Here is a 14,958-nt window from a genome sequence, read left to right as displayed (position 1 = left end):
CCTCAGGTAACCATCCGCCATGCACTTTCTTTGTTCGCCCGACCAACTGGCAGAAGGCCACAGCCGTGGCTTCATGGTCGGGGAGACTGCACTGTTCGCCGTACGCCGCGCCGGCAAGGTCTACCTGTACCGCAACCGCTGCCCGCATCGGGGTGTTCCTTTGAACTGGGAGCCCGATCAGTTCCTCGACGACAGTGCCAGCCTGATCAGCTGCGGCCGACACGGCGCACTGTTCCTGATCGAATCCGGCGAATGCGTGGCCGGCCCCTGCGAAGGTGAACAGCTGACAGCCCTGGACTGTCGGGAAGACGCCCAGGGCATCTGGCTCATCAGCTGAGCAATACCGGCAGCGGCCTGTCGATGTAGATCTGCTCGGCATCGATACGCGTGCCATAGGCCAGCACCTCGACGCCCTCCGCCACGGCCGCGCGCAACGCGCTCGCATAGGCCGCGTCGATCTCGTCGGCCGGGCGCACCGCTTCGATTGAACTGAGGTTCACACAGTACAACTGCACCGCCCGCACGCCCTGGCGCGCCAGCGCCGCCAGCTCGCGCAAGTGCTTGGCGCCGCGCTGGGTCACTGCATCCGGGAAAGCCGCCACGGTCGAGCCGGCATGGCCCAGGGTCACGCTTTTGACCTCGACATAGGCAGGCCCATGGGCAAAGTCCAGGCGAAAATCAACGCGGCTGCGCTCCTCACCATAGGGCACTTCGCGCTTGAGCCCGGTAAACCCGGCCAGCTCGGTAATGACACCGGCATGCAGGGCTTCCTCGACCAGGGCATTGGCTCGTCCGGTGTTCACACAGGCCAGCCGCCCCTGGGGGGTTTCGCTGATTTCCCAGGTGCCCGGCAACTTGCGCTTGGGGTCGTTGGATCGGCTGAACCAGACCTGCCCGCCTTCGACCATGCAATTGAGCATCGAGCCGGTATTGGGGCAGTGAATGGTGATCTGCTCACCGCTGGCCAACTCAATGTCGGCCAGAAAGCGCTTGTAACGGCGCAGCAGGCGCGCGCTTTCGAGTTCGGGAGAAAAACGCATCAGCCTTGCCAGCTCCGCAGGCCCCGGGCAATCCGATCGACCGCTTCCTGCAGGCGCGGCAAGCTCTGGGTGTAGGCAAAACGCACATGATGACCGGCCTGGTGGCGACCGAAATCCAGCCCGGGCGTGAAGGCGACATGCTCGGTTTCCAGGAAATGCCGACAGAAGGCGAAGGCATCCCCGCCAAAGGCGCTGATATCGGCGTACAGGTAGAACGCCCCCTGCGGCTCTACGGCGATGCGAAAACCCAGCTCGCGCAGGGCGGGCAACAGGAAGTCGCGGCGAAGGGCGAATTCAGCCCGGCGCTCCTCGAGGATGGCCAGGGTCTGTGGCTGGAAGCAGGCCAGCGCAGCGTGCTGGGCCATGCTCGGGGCGCTGATGTAGAGGTTTTGCGCCAACTTCTCCAGATCGCCCACCGCCGATGGCGGCGCCACCAGCCAACCCAGGCGCCAGCCGGTCATGCCGAAATACTTGGAAAAACTATTCAGGACGAAGGCCTGGTCGTCGACCTCCAGCACGCTGGGGGCGTCCATGCCATAGGTCAGTCCGTGGTAGATCTCGTCGACCACCAGGTGTCCGTTGTGGGCGCGGGTGGCCGCGGACAGGCTACTCAGTTCGCTGCGATCGAGCACGGTGCCGGTCGGGTTGGCCGGCGACGCGACCAGGGCGCCGACGGTGTCCTGGTCCCAATAGCGCTCGACCAGGTCGGCGGTCAGCTGGTAATTGACCTCGGGGCCTACAGGCACCAGTTGCGCACCGCCTTCGACCAGACGCAGGAAGTGCCGGTTGCACGGGTAGCCCGGATCGGCGAGCAGCCAGTGCTTGCCCGGGTCCACCAGCAAGCTGCTGGCCAGCAGCAAAGCGCCGGAGCCGCCCGGGGTGATGAGGATGCGCTGCGGGTCGATGTCCAGCCCGTAGCGCTGGCGGTAGAAGCCGGCAATCGCTTCACGCAGCGCCGGCAGGCCTCGCGCGGCGGTATAGCGGGTGTGCCCGGCGGCCAGCGCGGCCTGGCCGGCCTCGACGATCGGCGCGGCGGTGGTGAAATCCGGCTCGCCGATTTCCAGGTGAATCACGTCGCAGCCGCTGGCTTGCAGCTCATTGGCGCGGGCCAGCAGGGCCATGACGTGGAAGGGTTCTATGGCGCGGCTGCGCGCACTGTAGGACTGGGCCATCAGCCTTCTCTCAAATGGGTCTAGACTATTGATTCTACCTGCGTACCGTAGCGAACGTGTGGCTAAACCTGCGGTCAATAGCGAAGACACCCGGGAGTAGCGCGCCCCGATTCGATCTGGTAAGTTCGGCGGCTCGCAGTCGCAGGGCCGGCGGGCGCCGGAGATGGAGCAGCCTGCGCAATGGATTACAAGAGTGAGAGGCGGTCTATTCATGTCCACCCTAGAAAAGCAAAAAGCCATTCAGACCATGTACGGCGTCGAGCCCTATAAGGAAACCAAGGGCGAAGAGTACATGGGCGACCCCATGCGCAAGCACTTCGTCAAGCTTCTCGGGGCATGGAAGCAAGAGCTGATGACCAGTGTGGACCGGACTGTGGACCACATGAAGGACGAAGCGGCCAACTTCCCGGACCCAGCCGATCGCGCCAGCCAGGAAGAAGAGTTCGCCCTGGAGTTGCGTAACCGCGATCGCGAACGAAAGCTGATCAAGAAGATCGACAAGACGCTGCAGAAGATTCAAGACGAAGAGTACGGCTGGTGCGACGCCTGCGGCGTAGAGATCGGCCTGCGACGCCTTGAAGCCCGTCCGACCGCCGACCTGTGCTTCGACTGCAAGGAATTGGCGGAGAAGAAGGAAAAAACCGTCGGCAAAGGCTGATAGCCGACCGACCTGAACGGGGCGCCACGGGCGCCCCGTTTCATTTGTGCACTACTGACTTTCCGGCGTTGCCATGAACCCCACCAGCTATGTCGGGCGATTTGCCCCCACCCCCAGCGGTTTCCTGCATTTCGGCTCACTGGTCGCCGCCCTCGCCTCCTGGCTCGATGCCCGCGCCGTGGGCGGCCGGTGGTTGCTGCGCATGGAAGACATCGACCCGCCGCGTGAAGCCCCCGGCGCCCAGGCGGCGATTCTGCACACTCTGGAAAACTATGGCCTGGAATGGGACGGCGAGGTGGTCTATCAAAGCCAGCGCCATGGGGCCTATGCCGATGTGGTCGAGCACCTGTTCCGCCAGGGCCTGGCCTACACCTGCACCTGCTCGCGCAAGCAGCTGGAAGGGTACAACGGCATCTACCCCGGCCTGTGCCGCAACGCCGGGTATGCCCGCGATGAAGGCGCCATCCGCCTGCGCGTGCCGGAATTGACCTACCGTTTCGAGGATCGGGTCCAGGGCCTGTTCGAGCAACACCTGGGACGCGAGGTCGGTGATTTCGTCATTCGCCGCCGCGACGGGCTCTATGCCTACCAGTTGGCCGTGGTGCTGGACGACGCCTGGCAAGGGGTGACCGATATCGTGCGCGGCGCCGACCTGCTGGACAACACCCCGCGCCAGCTCTATCTGCAGGAGCTGCTCGGTCTGTCGCAACCACGCTACCTGCATGTGCCGCTGATCACCCAGCCCGATGGGCACAAGCTGGGCAAGAGCTACCGCTCCGCGCCACTGCCCACCGAGCAGGCCACACCGCTGCTGTTGCGTGCCCTGCGCGCCCTGGGCCAGGCTACCGATGGCGGCATGGCGCAGGGCTCGCCGGCCGAAGTACTGGCGCATGCCGCCAGACACTGGAACCCCGACGCCATCTCCCGGCGCCTGAGCGTGCCTGAAGCGGACCTTCACTGAACGGGTAGGAGCGGGCTTGCCCCGCGATTGCGTACAGTCAGCAGCACATATCGCGGGGCAAGCCCGCTCCTACAGCGCCAGGGAAAGCCCAATAAATTCAAAACTTTGGCTAAATTGCGCCAGCCCGTTTGCAGCCGTCAGCCCATCCGTTACCATCGCCGCAGCCATTTGCGCCAATAATAAGTTCAAGCCGCAGCGCCCTAACCTTTGAGGCCAGCATGTATATCTATCGTTTGGTCCTGCTTCTGGTCGTGGGGATCTACCTGTTCTCCCCGGCCATCATGGACTGGTGGATCGAGCCAACCGGTGCCTGGTATCGCCCTTACCTGCTCTGGCTGATCCTGATCGTCGTGACCTTTATCCTGCAGAGCCAACGTGATGCCGATGAGCTTTAGCCTGACCCAGATGATCCTGATCAGCGCCGCCTACCTGCTGGTGCTGTTCGGCGTGGCCTGGGTCAGCGAACGCGGCATGATCCCGCGCTCGATCATTCGCCACCCCCTGACCTACACCCTGTCGCTGGGTGTCTACGCCAGTGCCTGGGCCTTCTACGGCTCGGTGGGCCTGGCCTACCAGTACGGTTATGGCTTCCTGGCCTGTTACCTGGGTGTTTCCGGGGCCTTCCTGCTGGCGCCAGTGCTGCTCTACCCGATCCTCAAGATCACCCGCACCTACCAGCTTTCGTCACTGGCCGACCTGATCGCCTTCCGCTTCCGTAGTACCTGGGCCGGCGCCCTGACCACGGTGTTCATGCTGATCGGCGTGCTGCCGCTGCTGGCCCTGCAGATCCAGGCAGTGGCCGATTCGATCAGCATTCTCACCGGTGAACCGGTCAAGGCCCGGGTGGCCCTGGCCTTCTGCGCCCTGATCACCCTGTTCACCATCTTCTTCGGCTCCCGGCACATCGCCACCCGGGAAAAGCACGAGGGCCTGGTGTTCGCCATCGCCTTCGAATCGGTGATCAAGCTGCTGGCCCTGGGTGGCATCGGCCTGTATGCCCTGTACGGCGTGTTCGGCGGCCCGCATCAACTGGAGGTGTGGCTGCTGCAGAACCAGACGGCCCTGGCCGCCCTTCACACGCCCTTGCAGGAAGGCCCGTGGCGCACCCTGCTGCTGGTGTTCTTCGCCTCGGCCATCGTCATGCCGCACATGTACCACATGGCCTTCACCGAGAACCTCAACCCGCGCTCGCTGGTCAGCGCCAGCTGGGGCCTGCCGCTGTTCCTGCTGCTGATGAGCCTGGCCGTGCCGCTGATCCTCTGGGCCGGCCTGAAGATGGGCGCCAGCACCAGCCCGGAATACTTCACCCTGGGCCTGGGCATCGCCGCCAACAACCAGGCCCTGGCCCTGCTGGCCTACGTCGGCGGGCTTTCGGCCTCCAGTGGGCTGATCATCGTCACCACGCTCGCGCTGTCGGGCATGGCCCTGAACCACCTGGTGCTGCCGCTGTACCAGCCACCGGCCGAGGGCAACATCTACCGCTGGCTGAAATGGACCCGCCGCGCCCTGATCGTCGCCATCATCGCCGCCGGTTTCGGCTTCTACCTGACCCTGGAAAGCCAGCAGGACCTGGCCAACCTCGGCATCGTGGCGTTCGTCGCCACCCTGCAGTTCCTGCCGGGCGTGCTCTCAGTGCTGTACTGGCCGACCGCCAACCGCCGCGGCTTCATTGCCGGGCTGCTGGCCGGGATCCTGGTGTGGATGGTGACCATGCTGTTGCCACTGGTAGGCAACCTGCAAGGCTTCTACATCCCGCTGCTGAACATGATCTACGTGCTCGACGACACCAGCTGGCACATGGCGGCCATCGCCTCGCTGGCGGCGAACGTGCTGCTGTTCACCCTGATCTCGTTGTTCACCAACGCCAGCAGCGAGGAAGTCAGCGCCGCCGAAGCCTGTGCCGTGGATAACGTGCGTCGCCCGCAACGTCGCGAGCTGCACGCGGCCTCGCCCCAGGAGTTCGCCACGCAACTGGCCAAGCCGTTGGGCGCCAAGGCTGCACAGAAGGAAGTGGAGCAGGCCCTGCGCGATCTCTACCTGCCCTTCGACGAGCGCCGTCCCTACGCCCTGCGCCGCCTGCGCGACCGGATCGAAGCCAACCTCTCGGGCCTGATGGGGCCCAGCGTTGCCCAGGACATGGTGGAAACCTTCCTGCCCTACAAGTCGGGCAACGAAAACTACGTCACCGAAGACATCCACTTCATCGAAAGCCGCCTGGAAGACTACCACTCGCGCCTCACCGGCCTTGCCGCTGAACTCGATGCCCTGCGTCGCTACCACCGCCAAACCCTGCAGGAACTGCCCATGGGCGTCTGCTCGCTGGCCAAGGACCAGGAAATCCTGATGTGGAACAAGGCCATGGAAGAGCTCACCGGGATTGCCGCCAAGCGCGTGGTCGGCTCGCGCCTGACCACCATCGGCGAACCCTGGCGCGGGCTGTTGCTGGGCTTCATCAACGTGCCCGATGAACACTTGCACAAGCAGCGCCTGGGCCTGGACGGCCAGACCCGCTGGCTGAACCTGCACAAGGCGGCCATCGACGAACCCCTGGCGCCGGGTAACAGCGGCCTGGTGCTGCTGGTCGAAGACCTCACCGAAACCCAGGCCCTGGAAGACAAGCTGGTGCACTCCGAACGCCTGGCCAGCATCGGTCGCCTGGCCGCCGGGGTGGCCCACGAGATCGGCAACCCGGTCACCGGCATCGCCTGCCTGGCGCAGAACCTGCGCGAAGAGCGCGAGGAAGACGGCGAAATCACCGAACTGAGCAGCCAGATCCTCGAGCAGACCAAACGCATTTCGCGCATCGTCCAGTCACTGATGAGCTTCGCCCACGCCGGCAGCCACCAGCACAGCGACGAGCCGGTGTGCCTGGCCGAGGTGGCCCAGGACGCCATCGGTCTGCTGGCCTTGAACCGACGCAATTTCGAAGTACAGTTTTTCAACCTGTGCGACCCCGAGCACTGGGTCGAAGGCGACCCCCAGCGCTTGGCCCAGGTATTGATCAACCTGCTGTCCAACGCCCGCGATGCCTCGCCTCCCGGCAGTGCCGTGCGGGTCAAGAGCGAGGCCAGCGAACATACCGTCGACCTGATCGTCGAGGACGAAGGCAGCGGTATTCCGAAAAACATCATGGATCGTCTGTTCGAACCCTTCTTCACTACCAAGGACCCGGGCGAAGGTACCGGACTGGGGCTTGCTCTGGTCTATTCCATCGTGGAAGAGCATTATGGACAAATCACCATCGACAGCCCGGCCGATACCCAGAGCCAGCGTGGCACCCGGATCCGAGTGACCCTGCCGCGTCATGTCGTAGCGACGTCCGCTGTGAACTGAGACCGTCGAGAGAATTGAATCAATGCCTCACATTCTGATCGTCGAAGACGAAACCATCATCCGCTCGGCGCTGCGTCGACTGCTGGAGCGCAACCAGTACCAGGTCAGCGAAGCCGGCTCGGTCCAGGAAGCCCAGGAACGCTTCAGCATTGCCACCTTCGACCTGATCGTCAGCGACCTGCGCCTGCCTGGCGCCCCGGGCACTGAACTGATCAAGCTCGGCCAGGGCACCCCGGTGCTGATCATGACCAGCTACGCCAGCCTGCGCTCGGCCGTCGACTCGATGAAGATGGGCGCGGTGGACTACATCGCCAAGCCTTTCGACCACGACGAGATGCTCCAGGCCGTCGCGCGTATCTTGCGCGACCGCCAGAACGCCCCGGCCATGCCGACCGAGGCGCGCGGCAACGGCAAGACTGCCAGCGTCGACAAAGGTGCCAGCAACGCCGCCAATGGCGAGATCGGCATCATCGGCTCCTGCCCGCCGATGCAGGACCTGTACGGCAAGATCCGCAAGGTCGCCCCCACTGATTCCAATGTGCTGATCCAGGGCGAGTCGGGTACCGGCAAGGAACTGGTGGCCCGAGCCCTGCACAATCTTTCGCGCCGGGCCAAGGCACCGATGATCTCGGTGAACTGCGCGGCCATTCCAGAAACCCTGATCGAGTCGGAATTGTTCGGCCACGAAAAAGGTGCGTTCACCGGCGCCAGCGCCGGTCGTGCCGGCCTGGTCGAAGCAGCCGACGGCGGCACGCTGTTCCTCGATGAAATCGGCGAACTGCCCCTCGAAGCCCAGGCCCGCCTGCTGCGGGTGCTGCAAGAAGGCGAGATCCGCCGGGTGGGCTCGGTGCAGTCGCAGAAGGTCGATGTGCGCCTGATCGCCGCGACCCACCGTGACCTGAAGAACCTGGCCAAGCTCGGCCAGTTCCGTGAAGACCTTTATTACCGCCTGCACGTCATCGCCCTCAAGCTGCCCGCCCTGCGCGAGCGCGGCGCCGACGTCAACGAGATCGCCAACGCCTTCCTCGCTCGCCAAAGCGCGCGCATCGGCCGTAACGACCTGCGCTTCGGCCACGATGCCGAACAGGCCATTCGTCACTACTCCTGGCCAGGTAACGTGCGTGAGCTGGAGAACGCCGTGGAGCGTGCGGTGATCCTGTGCGAGAGCCCGGACATCTCCGCCGACCTGCTGGGTATCGATATCGAGCTGAGCGACCTGGACGACGACGAGCCGTTCGCCAGCCTGCCCGGCAACGGCAGCCCGGCCAACACCACCAGCCACGAACCGACCGAAGACCTGTCGCTGGAGGACTACTTCCAGCACTTCGTCCTCGAGCACCAGGATCACATGACCGAGACCGAGCTGGCACGCAAGCTCGGGGTCAGTCGCAAGTGCCTGTGGGAGCGCCGCCAGCGCCTGGGCATACCGCGGCGCAAGAGCGGTGCCACCAGCGACAGCTGATCCCTTTCAGCTGTCACCGGGGGGTGTCAGCGGTAACACCGTCGTTTCGCGACAAACTGTTACCCTGCCACAATCTCGTAACAAAAACCGGGGCTTACGGTAACGAAGCCCCGGTTTTTTTTCGCCCCAAATAGCCCCCAAAATCGTCGCAACCCCTTGTTTTGCTGGGGTTTGCAAAAGTTGGCACGGCACCTGCTATATGTTCGGTACAAGAACAATAACAAGCACTGCAAAAGACAATAAAAATAAGACGAATCGGCTCACGCACAATAAGAACAAGACGGCGGAGACGCAGCTAACTGATTCTTTTGGAGAGGAGTTGTTTTTGGGGCTTGCCCCACAACCAGGCAGAGAACAACAAAAACTGCACTCTAGCAGAGCCTGAACTGGTTGGATCGCATGATCATTGCAACCTCAGCGACCAAAGCAATCCGTTTGCTCTTGATCCCGGTTAGGGATACCGCCCACAAGCTTTCTTTGTGGGCAGGGCGCTCAACAAAAACAAGAAGCCCGGCAGAAAAACAATAAGAGCACGCAACTACTTCTTGGGGAGCTTCGGCTCCCCTTGTAGTTTCTCCCCCGCGCCCCTTGACGCGACCGCCTACACCATCTCCCCAGTAAATGCTAGAATCCCCGGCCATCATGCGGCCATTCCTGATTCCTTGGCCGAACATTCCTTCAAACAGTGCATCCCATGCTGAAGAAGCTGTTCCAGTCGTTCCGTCCTCCCGTACGTGGTCCGCACCACAAGCGCACCACGCCTGAAGTGATCAATAGCGGTCAACATTCGCTGCAACGTGGCCAGTTCAGTCGTCATGCGGTGAGCATCGTCGAGCGCCTGCAAAACGCTGGCTACCAGGCCTATCTGGTCGGTGGCTGCGTGCGCGACCAACTCCTGGGCATCACCCCCAAGGATTTCGACGTCGCCACCAGCGCCACCCCTGAACAAGTCCGCGCCGAGTTTCGCAATGCGCGCATCATCGGTCGCCGTTTCAAGCTGGTTCACATCCACTTCGGCCGTGAAATCATCGAAGTCGCCACCTTCCGTGCCAACCACCCGGAAAGCGAAGCAGAAGACAGCCACACCTCGTCGCGTAACGAGAGCGGGCGGATTCTGCGCGACAACGTCTATGGCACCCTGGAAGAAGACGCGCAACGCCGTGACTTCACCATCAATGCCCTCTACTACGATCCGGTCAGCGAGCGCATCCTCGACTACGCCAACGGCGTACACGACATCCGCAACCGCCTGATCCGCCTGATCGGCGACCCGACCCAGCGCTACCAGGAAGACCCGGTGCGGATGCTGCGTGCCGTGCGATTCGCCGCCAAGCTGAACTTCGGCATCGAGAAGCACACCGTGCAGCCGATCCGCCAGCTGGCACCGATGCTGCGCGAGATCCCGGCAGCCCGCCTGTTCGAGGAAACGCTCAAGTTGTTCCTGTCCGGCCAGGCTGCCGACACCTTCGAGATGCTGGTCGACCTGCAGTTGTTCGATCCGTTGTTCCCGGCCAGTGCCGAAGCCCTGGAAGAACACCCGACCTATACCCACACCCTGATCAGCCAGGCCTTGATCAATACCGACCTGCGCATCAAGCAGGGCAAGCCGGTGACCCCGGCCTTCCTGTTCGCTGCCCTGCTCTGGCCGGCCCTGCCGGGTCGTGCCCTGCGCCTGCAGAGCCGTGGCATGCCGCCGATCCCGGCGATGAACGAAGCCGCCCACGAGCTGATTGCCGAGCAGTGCCAGCGCATCGCGATCCCCAAGCGTTTCACCATGCCGATCCGCGAAATCTGGGACATGCAGGAGCGCCTGCCACGGCGCAGCGGCAAGCGTGCCGACCTGCTGCTGGACAACCCGCGCTTCCGTGCCGGCTACGACTTCCTCTTGCTGCGCGAAAGCGCAGGCGAGGAAACCGATGGCCTGGGCCAGTGGTGGACCGACTACCAGGACTGCAACGACAGCGAGCGCCGCGACATGATCCGCGACCTGGGCAGCCGTGACGAAGGCACCGGCGCCGCACCGCGCAAACGCAAGCGCAGCCCGAGCAAGCGCAAGCGCGCAGACGGCGCAGGCGAATAACCATGGAACGCGTGTACATCGGCCTGGGCAGCAACCTGGATGAACCGCAGGAGCAACTGCGCAGCGCCGTCGAGGCGCTGGGCGAGCTACACGCAACGACGGTGACGGCAGTTTCCGCGTTCTACAGCAGCGAATCGCTGTCGCCCGGCCAGCCGCGTTACACCAACGCCGTCGCCGCCCTGGACACCCACCTGGCGCCCCTGGACCTGCTCGACGGCCTGCAGACCATCGAAACGGCCCAGGGCCGCGTGCGCCTGGAGCGCTGGGGCCCGCGCACCCTTGACCTGGATATCCTCCTGTACGGCGACCAGGTCATCGACATCCCGCGCCTGAAGGTGCCGCATTACCACATGCAGGCACGACCGTTCGTCCTCTATCCCCTGGCCGAACTGGTCGCGCAAGACTTCGTCCTGGCCGACCAGCGCAGCCTTGCGCAGTTACTGGCAGATTGCCCGTTCGTCGGCCTGGAACGCCTGTAGCCGGGCGTTCGCCCACGCGGTAACGCCCGTAACGGCGTAATCGTAACAATGCGGTAACAGGGTAATTGACTTCAGCCCCCTCCCTCACGACTATAGGCGTCCCGTGGCGCCTGCGCGCCGCAAAAAGGCGTATATAGGCCTGGAACAGGTCGTAACCAAAACACCACGATCGATGATGTGCTGTTCCAGAAGATGAATACATGCGTTGTACGCAGTCGTTTTTCACAGCGCCTGAACGAGGATTCCTTTTCATGCCAGAAGTAACCCTGACCACCCTGCAGAGCCTCAAGGCCAAGGGTGAAAAAATCACCATGCTGACCTGCTACGACGCGACCTTCGCCCAGGCCGCCAGCCGCGCCGGCGTGGAAGTCCTGCTGGTGGGTGACTCCCTGGGCATGGTCCTGCAGGGCCATGACAGCACCTTGCCGGTCACCACCGCCGAGATGGCCTACCACACCGCGTGCGTCAAGCGCGGTAACGAAGGGGCCCTGATCCTCGCCGACCTGCCATTCATGGCCTATGCCACCGCCGACCAGGCCTTCGCCAACTGTGGCACCCTGATGCAGGCCGGTGCCCACATGATCAAGGTCGAAGGCGCGGCCTGGCTGGCCGAGACCATTCGCCTGCTGGCCGAGCGCGGCGTACCGGTTTGCGCCCACCTGGGCCTGACCCCGCAGGCGGTCAACATCCTCGGCGGCTACAAGGTCCAGGGTCGCCAGGAAAACCAGGCCCGGCAGATGCGCGCCGACGCCATAGCCCTGGAGCAGGCGGGCGCGGCCATGCTGCTGCTCGAATGCGTGCCGAGCGAACTGGCCGCCGAAATCACCCAGGCGGTGAGCATTCCGGTCATCGGTATCGGTGCTGGCAGTGCGACCGATGGTCAGGTACTGGTGCTGCACGACATGCTGGGGCTGTCGCTGACTGGTCGGGTGCCCAAGTTCGTGAAAAACTTCATGGTCGGCCAGAGCGACATCCAGGGTGCGCTCAAGGCCTATGTCACAGCCGTCAAGGACGTCAGCTTCCCAGGCAGCGAACACGGGTTCAGTGCATGAATACAGTCAAGACCGTCCGCGAACTGCGCGCCGCCGTAGCGCGTGCGCGCAGTGAGGGCAAACGCATCGGTTTCGTACCGACCATGGGCAACCTGCACAGCGGCCATGCCGCACTGGTGACCAAGGCGGCGCAACGCGTCGATTTCGTGGTGGCGAGCATCTTCGTCAACCCGCTGCAGTTCGGCCCGAGCGAAGACCTCGACAAATACCCGCGGACTCTCGCCGCCGATCAGGAGACACTGCTCCAGGCCGGTTGCCACCTGCTGTTCGCCCCGACTGTCGAAGAGATGTACCCCGACGGTATGGCCGGCCAGACACGGGTCAGCGTGCCACAGCTGTCCGAAGGACTCTGCGGCGCCAGCCGCCCGGGGCACTTCGAAGGTGTGGCGACCGTGGTCAGCAAGTTGTTCAACATGGTCCAGCCGGACCTGGCCGTGTTCGGCCAGAAGGACTTCCAGCAACTGGCGGTGATCCGCGCGCTGGTACGAGACCTGAACATGCCGATCCAGATCATTGGCGAGCCCACCGTGCGCGCTGAAGACGGCCTGGCGCTGTCGTCGCGCAATGGCTACCTGAGCCAGGAACAGCGCGATATCGCCCCGGCACTCTATCGGGTGCTCAAGGGGATGGCCCAGGCCATCGAACAGGGCGGGCGCGACTACCCGGCACTGATCGCCCAGGGCCAGGCGCAGCTGGTTGACGCCGGCTTGCGCCCGGACTACCTGGAAATCCGCCAGGCCCTGAGCCTGCGCGCGGCCACGGCCGAAGACCGCGATCTGGTGATCCTGGTGGCTGCCTTCCTCGGCGCCACCCGCCTGATCGACAACCTGCACCTTAATCTGGACGACAAGTAAGCGGGTCGTCAGCTGCCCCTCTCCCGGTAAATCAGGCTGCATGCCTATAATTGGCATCAGCCTGCTAACAGGTCGCTTTTTCCAGTGTCCAAGGCAGTTCAAGCAATAAGGAAACCTGCAGCGATGGCGTATTACCGCACCCCTCACGATGTCACGACCTTGCCCGCATGGCAGGCACTCGAACAGCACCGCGAAGCCATGCAGGACTTCAGCATGCGCGACGCGTTCAATGCCGAACCCAAACGCTTCGAACAGTTGTCCCTGAGTACTTGTGGGCTGTTCCTCGATTATTCGAAGAACCTGATCAACGACCAGACCCGCAGCCTGCTGGTCAACCTGGCCAATGAAGTCGGCCTGCAGGAGGCCATCAAGGCCCTGTTCGCCGGCGAGATCCTCAACGCCTCCGAAGGCCGCCCGGCCCTGCACACCGCCCTGCGCCGCCCGGTGGGCGACAAGCTGAGCGTGAACGGCGTCAACGTGATGCCCGAGGTGCACAAGGTCCTCAACCAGGTCACCGAACTGGTCGGCCGCATTCACGACGGGCTGTGGCGCGGCTACAGCGAGAAGCCGATCACCGACGTGGTGAATATCGGTATCGGCGGCTCGTTCCTGGGCCCCGAGCTGGTCTCCGAAGCACTGCTGCCTTACGCCCAGCGCGGCGTGCGCTGCCACTACCTGGCCAATATCGACGGCAGCGAGTTCCATGAGCTGTCGGCCAAACTGCGCGCCGAGACCACGCTGTTCATCGTTTCGTCGAAATCCTTCAACACCCTGGAAACCCTGAAGAACGCCCAGGCGGCGCGCGGCTGGTACCTGGCCCAGGGTGGCTCGGAAGCCGAGCTGTACAAGCACTTCATCGCCGTGTCCAGCAACAAGGCCGCCGCCGTGGCCTTCGGTATCCGTGAAGAGAACATCTTCCCGATGTGGGACTGGGTTGGCGGCCGCTATTCGCTGTGGTCGGCCATCGGCCTGCCGATCGCCCTGGCCATCGGCACCGCCAACTTCAAGGAACTGCTGTCCGGTGCCTACACCATGGACCAGCATTTCCAGAACGCCTCGTTCGAGCAGAACATGCCGGTCCTGCTGGCCCTGCTTGGGGTCTGGTACGGCAACTTCTGGGGCGCGCAGAGCCATGCGATCCTGCCGTACGATCACTACCTGCGCAACATCACCAAGCACCTGCAGCAGCTGGACATGGAGTCCAACGGCAAGAGCGTTCGCCAGGACGGCACGCCGGTCAACCACGACACCGGTCCCGTGATCTGGGGCGGCGTCGGCTGCAACGGCCAGCATGCCTACCACCAGTTGCTGCACCAGGGCACGCAATTGATCCCGGCGGACTTCATCGTCCCGGTGGTCAGCTTCAACCCGGTGGCCGACCACCACCAGTGGCTGTACGCCAACTGCCTGTCCCAGAGCCAGGCACTGATGCTCGGCAAGACCCGCGCCGAAGCTGAAGCCGAGCTGCGCGACAAAGGCATGAGCGAAGCCGATATCCAGAAACTGGCGCCGCACAAGGTGATCCCGGGCAACCGTCCGAGCAACACCCTGGTGGTCGAGCGCATCAGTCCGCGCCGCCTTGGCGCGCTGGTGGCGATGTACGAGCACAAGGTCTTCGTACAGAGCGTGATCTGGGGCATCAACGCCTTCGACCAGTGGGGCGTGGAACTGGGCAAGGAGCTCGGCAAGGGCGTCTACCAGCGCCTGACCGGTGGCATCGAGGAGCCGGCCGAAGACGCCTCGACCCAGGGCCTGATCAACTTCTTCCGCAGCCGTCACCGCGGCTAGCCAGATCGGCACATCGCGGGACAAGCCCGCTCCCACCGGTGGGAGCGGGCTTGCCCCGCGTTGAGGTCTACACTGTCCT

The 14,958-nt window shown here is 63.8% G+C and carries 13 protein-coding genes; 11 read left to right on the top strand and 2 right to left on the bottom strand.

What is annotated here, in order from left to right; translation table 11 throughout:
* The first annotated feature begins 19 nt into the window (after positions 1-19).
* Positions 20-337, top strand: coding sequence for a Rieske (2Fe-2S) protein (locus ACIQUS_RS17690; protein ID WP_403048962.1), 318 nt, complete (start codon positions 20-22; stop codon positions 335-337).
* Here ACIQUS_RS17690 and sfsA read toward each other — a convergent pair.
* Positions 330-1,040 carry a DNA/RNA nuclease SfsA gene (gene sfsA / locus ACIQUS_RS17685; protein ID WP_403048959.1) on the bottom strand — a complete coding sequence of 237 codons (711 nt, stop codon included), beginning with the start codon at positions 1,038-1,040 and terminating at the stop codon, positions 330-332. The two genes, ACIQUS_RS17690 and sfsA, sit on opposite strands and share 8 nt — an antisense overlap.
* Entirely contained in the window at positions 1,040-2,212 is a 1,173-nt protein-coding gene (locus ACIQUS_RS17680) for a pyridoxal phosphate-dependent aminotransferase (RefSeq protein WP_403048956.1), read from the bottom strand. The genes sfsA and ACIQUS_RS17680 overlap by 1 nt, the downstream gene beginning before the upstream one ends.
* Positions 2,213-2,423: 211 nt before the next feature.
* Here ACIQUS_RS17680 and dksA point away from each other — a divergent pair, with 211 nt between their 5' ends.
* The 10 genes from dksA to pgi all read left to right on the top strand — a co-directional run bounded on the left by dksA (position 2,424) and on the right by pgi (position 14,879).
* Positions 2,424-2,870: an RNA polymerase-binding protein DksA gene (gene dksA / locus ACIQUS_RS17675; RefSeq protein WP_403048953.1), complete on the top strand. Its 447-nt coding sequence runs from the start codon at positions 2,424-2,426 to the stop codon at positions 2,868-2,870.
* Positions 2,871-2,943: 73 nt separating this feature from the next.
* Positions 2,944-3,831, top strand: a complete 888-nt coding sequence (gene gluQRS, locus ACIQUS_RS17670) for a tRNA glutamyl-Q(34) synthetase GluQRS (RefSeq protein ID WP_403048950.1) — start codon at positions 2,944-2,946, stop codon at positions 3,829-3,831.
* Positions 3,832-4,049: 218 nt separating this feature from the next.
* Positions 4,050-4,226 carry a hypothetical protein gene (locus tag ACIQUS_RS17665; protein WP_003250005.1) on the top strand — a complete coding sequence of 59 codons (177 nt, stop codon included), beginning with the start codon at positions 4,050-4,052 and terminating at the stop codon, positions 4,224-4,226.
* Positions 4,210-7,164: a sensor histidine kinase gene (locus ACIQUS_RS17660; protein WP_403048947.1), complete on the top strand. Its 2,955-nt coding sequence runs from the start codon at positions 4,210-4,212 to the stop codon at positions 7,162-7,164. Before ACIQUS_RS17665 ends, ACIQUS_RS17660 begins: the two co-directional genes overlap by 17 nt.
* A 22-nt stretch (positions 7,165-7,186) precedes the next feature.
* Positions 7,187-8,626: a sigma-54-dependent transcriptional regulator gene (locus tag ACIQUS_RS17655; protein ID WP_403048944.1), complete on the top strand. Its 1,440-nt coding sequence runs from the start codon at positions 7,187-7,189 to the stop codon at positions 8,624-8,626.
* A gap of 694 nt (positions 8,627-9,320) precedes the next feature.
* On the top strand, positions 9,321-10,706 hold the full coding sequence (locus ACIQUS_RS17650; protein ID WP_403048941.1) for a polynucleotide adenylyltransferase PcnB: 1,386 nt from the start codon (positions 9,321-9,323) through the stop codon (positions 10,704-10,706).
* A gap of 2 nt (positions 10,707-10,708) precedes the next feature.
* On the top strand, positions 10,709-11,185 hold the full coding sequence (gene folK, locus ACIQUS_RS17645) for a 2-amino-4-hydroxy-6-hydroxymethyldihydropteridine diphosphokinase (RefSeq protein ID WP_403048938.1): 477 nt from the start codon (positions 10,709-10,711) through the stop codon (positions 11,183-11,185).
* A 251-nt stretch (positions 11,186-11,436) separates the two neighbouring features.
* Positions 11,437-12,237 (top strand): 3-methyl-2-oxobutanoate hydroxymethyltransferase, encoded by an 801-nt coding sequence (panB, locus tag ACIQUS_RS17640; RefSeq protein ID WP_403048935.1) that lies wholly within the window; start codon positions 11,437-11,439, stop codon positions 12,235-12,237.
* On the top strand, positions 12,234-13,091 hold the full coding sequence (gene panC / locus ACIQUS_RS17635; protein WP_403048932.1) for a pantoate--beta-alanine ligase: 858 nt from the start codon (positions 12,234-12,236) through the stop codon (positions 13,089-13,091). Before panB ends, panC begins: the two co-directional genes overlap by 4 nt.
* A gap of 123 nt (positions 13,092-13,214) precedes the next feature.
* On the top strand, positions 13,215-14,879 hold the full coding sequence (gene pgi, locus ACIQUS_RS17630) for a glucose-6-phosphate isomerase (RefSeq protein WP_403048930.1): 1,665 nt from the start codon (positions 13,215-13,217) through the stop codon (positions 14,877-14,879).
* The last annotated feature ends 79 nt before the right edge of the window (positions 14,880-14,958 follow it).

Source organism: Pseudomonas sp. NPDC090755, assembly GCF_044769005.1.
Classification (GTDB): Bacteria; Pseudomonadota; Gammaproteobacteria; order Pseudomonadales; family Pseudomonadaceae; genus Aquipseudomonas.
The sequence above is the reverse complement of the archived record's forward strand: the minus strand, read 5'-3'. Positions and strand labels throughout refer to the sequence as shown.

Coding starts and splice junctions, on each gene's coding strand:
- ACIQUS_RS17690 (WP_403048962.1), top strand. CDS start 20: ATGCACTTTCTTTGTTCGCCCGACCAACTGGCAGAAGGCCACAGCCGT.
- sfsA (WP_403048959.1), bottom strand. CDS start 1,040: ATGCGTTTTTCTCCCGAACTCGAAAGCGCGCGCCTGCTGCGCCGTTAC.
- ACIQUS_RS17680 (WP_403048956.1), bottom strand. CDS start 2,212: ATGGCCCAGTCCTACAGTGCGCGCAGCCGCGCCATAGAACCCTTCCAC.
- dksA (WP_403048953.1), top strand. CDS start 2,424: ATGTCCACCCTAGAAAAGCAAAAAGCCATTCAGACCATGTACGGCGTC.
- gluQRS (WP_403048950.1), top strand. CDS start 2,944: ATGAACCCCACCAGCTATGTCGGGCGATTTGCCCCCACCCCCAGCGGT.
- ACIQUS_RS17665 (WP_003250005.1), top strand. CDS start 4,050: ATGTATATCTATCGTTTGGTCCTGCTTCTGGTCGTGGGGATCTACCTG.
- ACIQUS_RS17660 (WP_403048947.1), top strand. CDS start 4,210: ATGCCGATGAGCTTTAGCCTGACCCAGATGATCCTGATCAGCGCCGCC.
- ACIQUS_RS17655 (WP_403048944.1), top strand. CDS start 7,187: ATGCCTCACATTCTGATCGTCGAAGACGAAACCATCATCCGCTCGGCG.
- ACIQUS_RS17650 (WP_403048941.1), top strand. CDS start 9,321: ATGCTGAAGAAGCTGTTCCAGTCGTTCCGTCCTCCCGTACGTGGTCCG.
- folK (WP_403048938.1), top strand. CDS start 10,709: ATGGAACGCGTGTACATCGGCCTGGGCAGCAACCTGGATGAACCGCAG.
- panB (WP_403048935.1), top strand. CDS start 11,437: ATGCCAGAAGTAACCCTGACCACCCTGCAGAGCCTCAAGGCCAAGGGT.
- panC (WP_403048932.1), top strand. CDS start 12,234: ATGAATACAGTCAAGACCGTCCGCGAACTGCGCGCCGCCGTAGCGCGT.
- pgi (WP_403048930.1), top strand. CDS start 13,215: ATGGCGTATTACCGCACCCCTCACGATGTCACGACCTTGCCCGCATGG.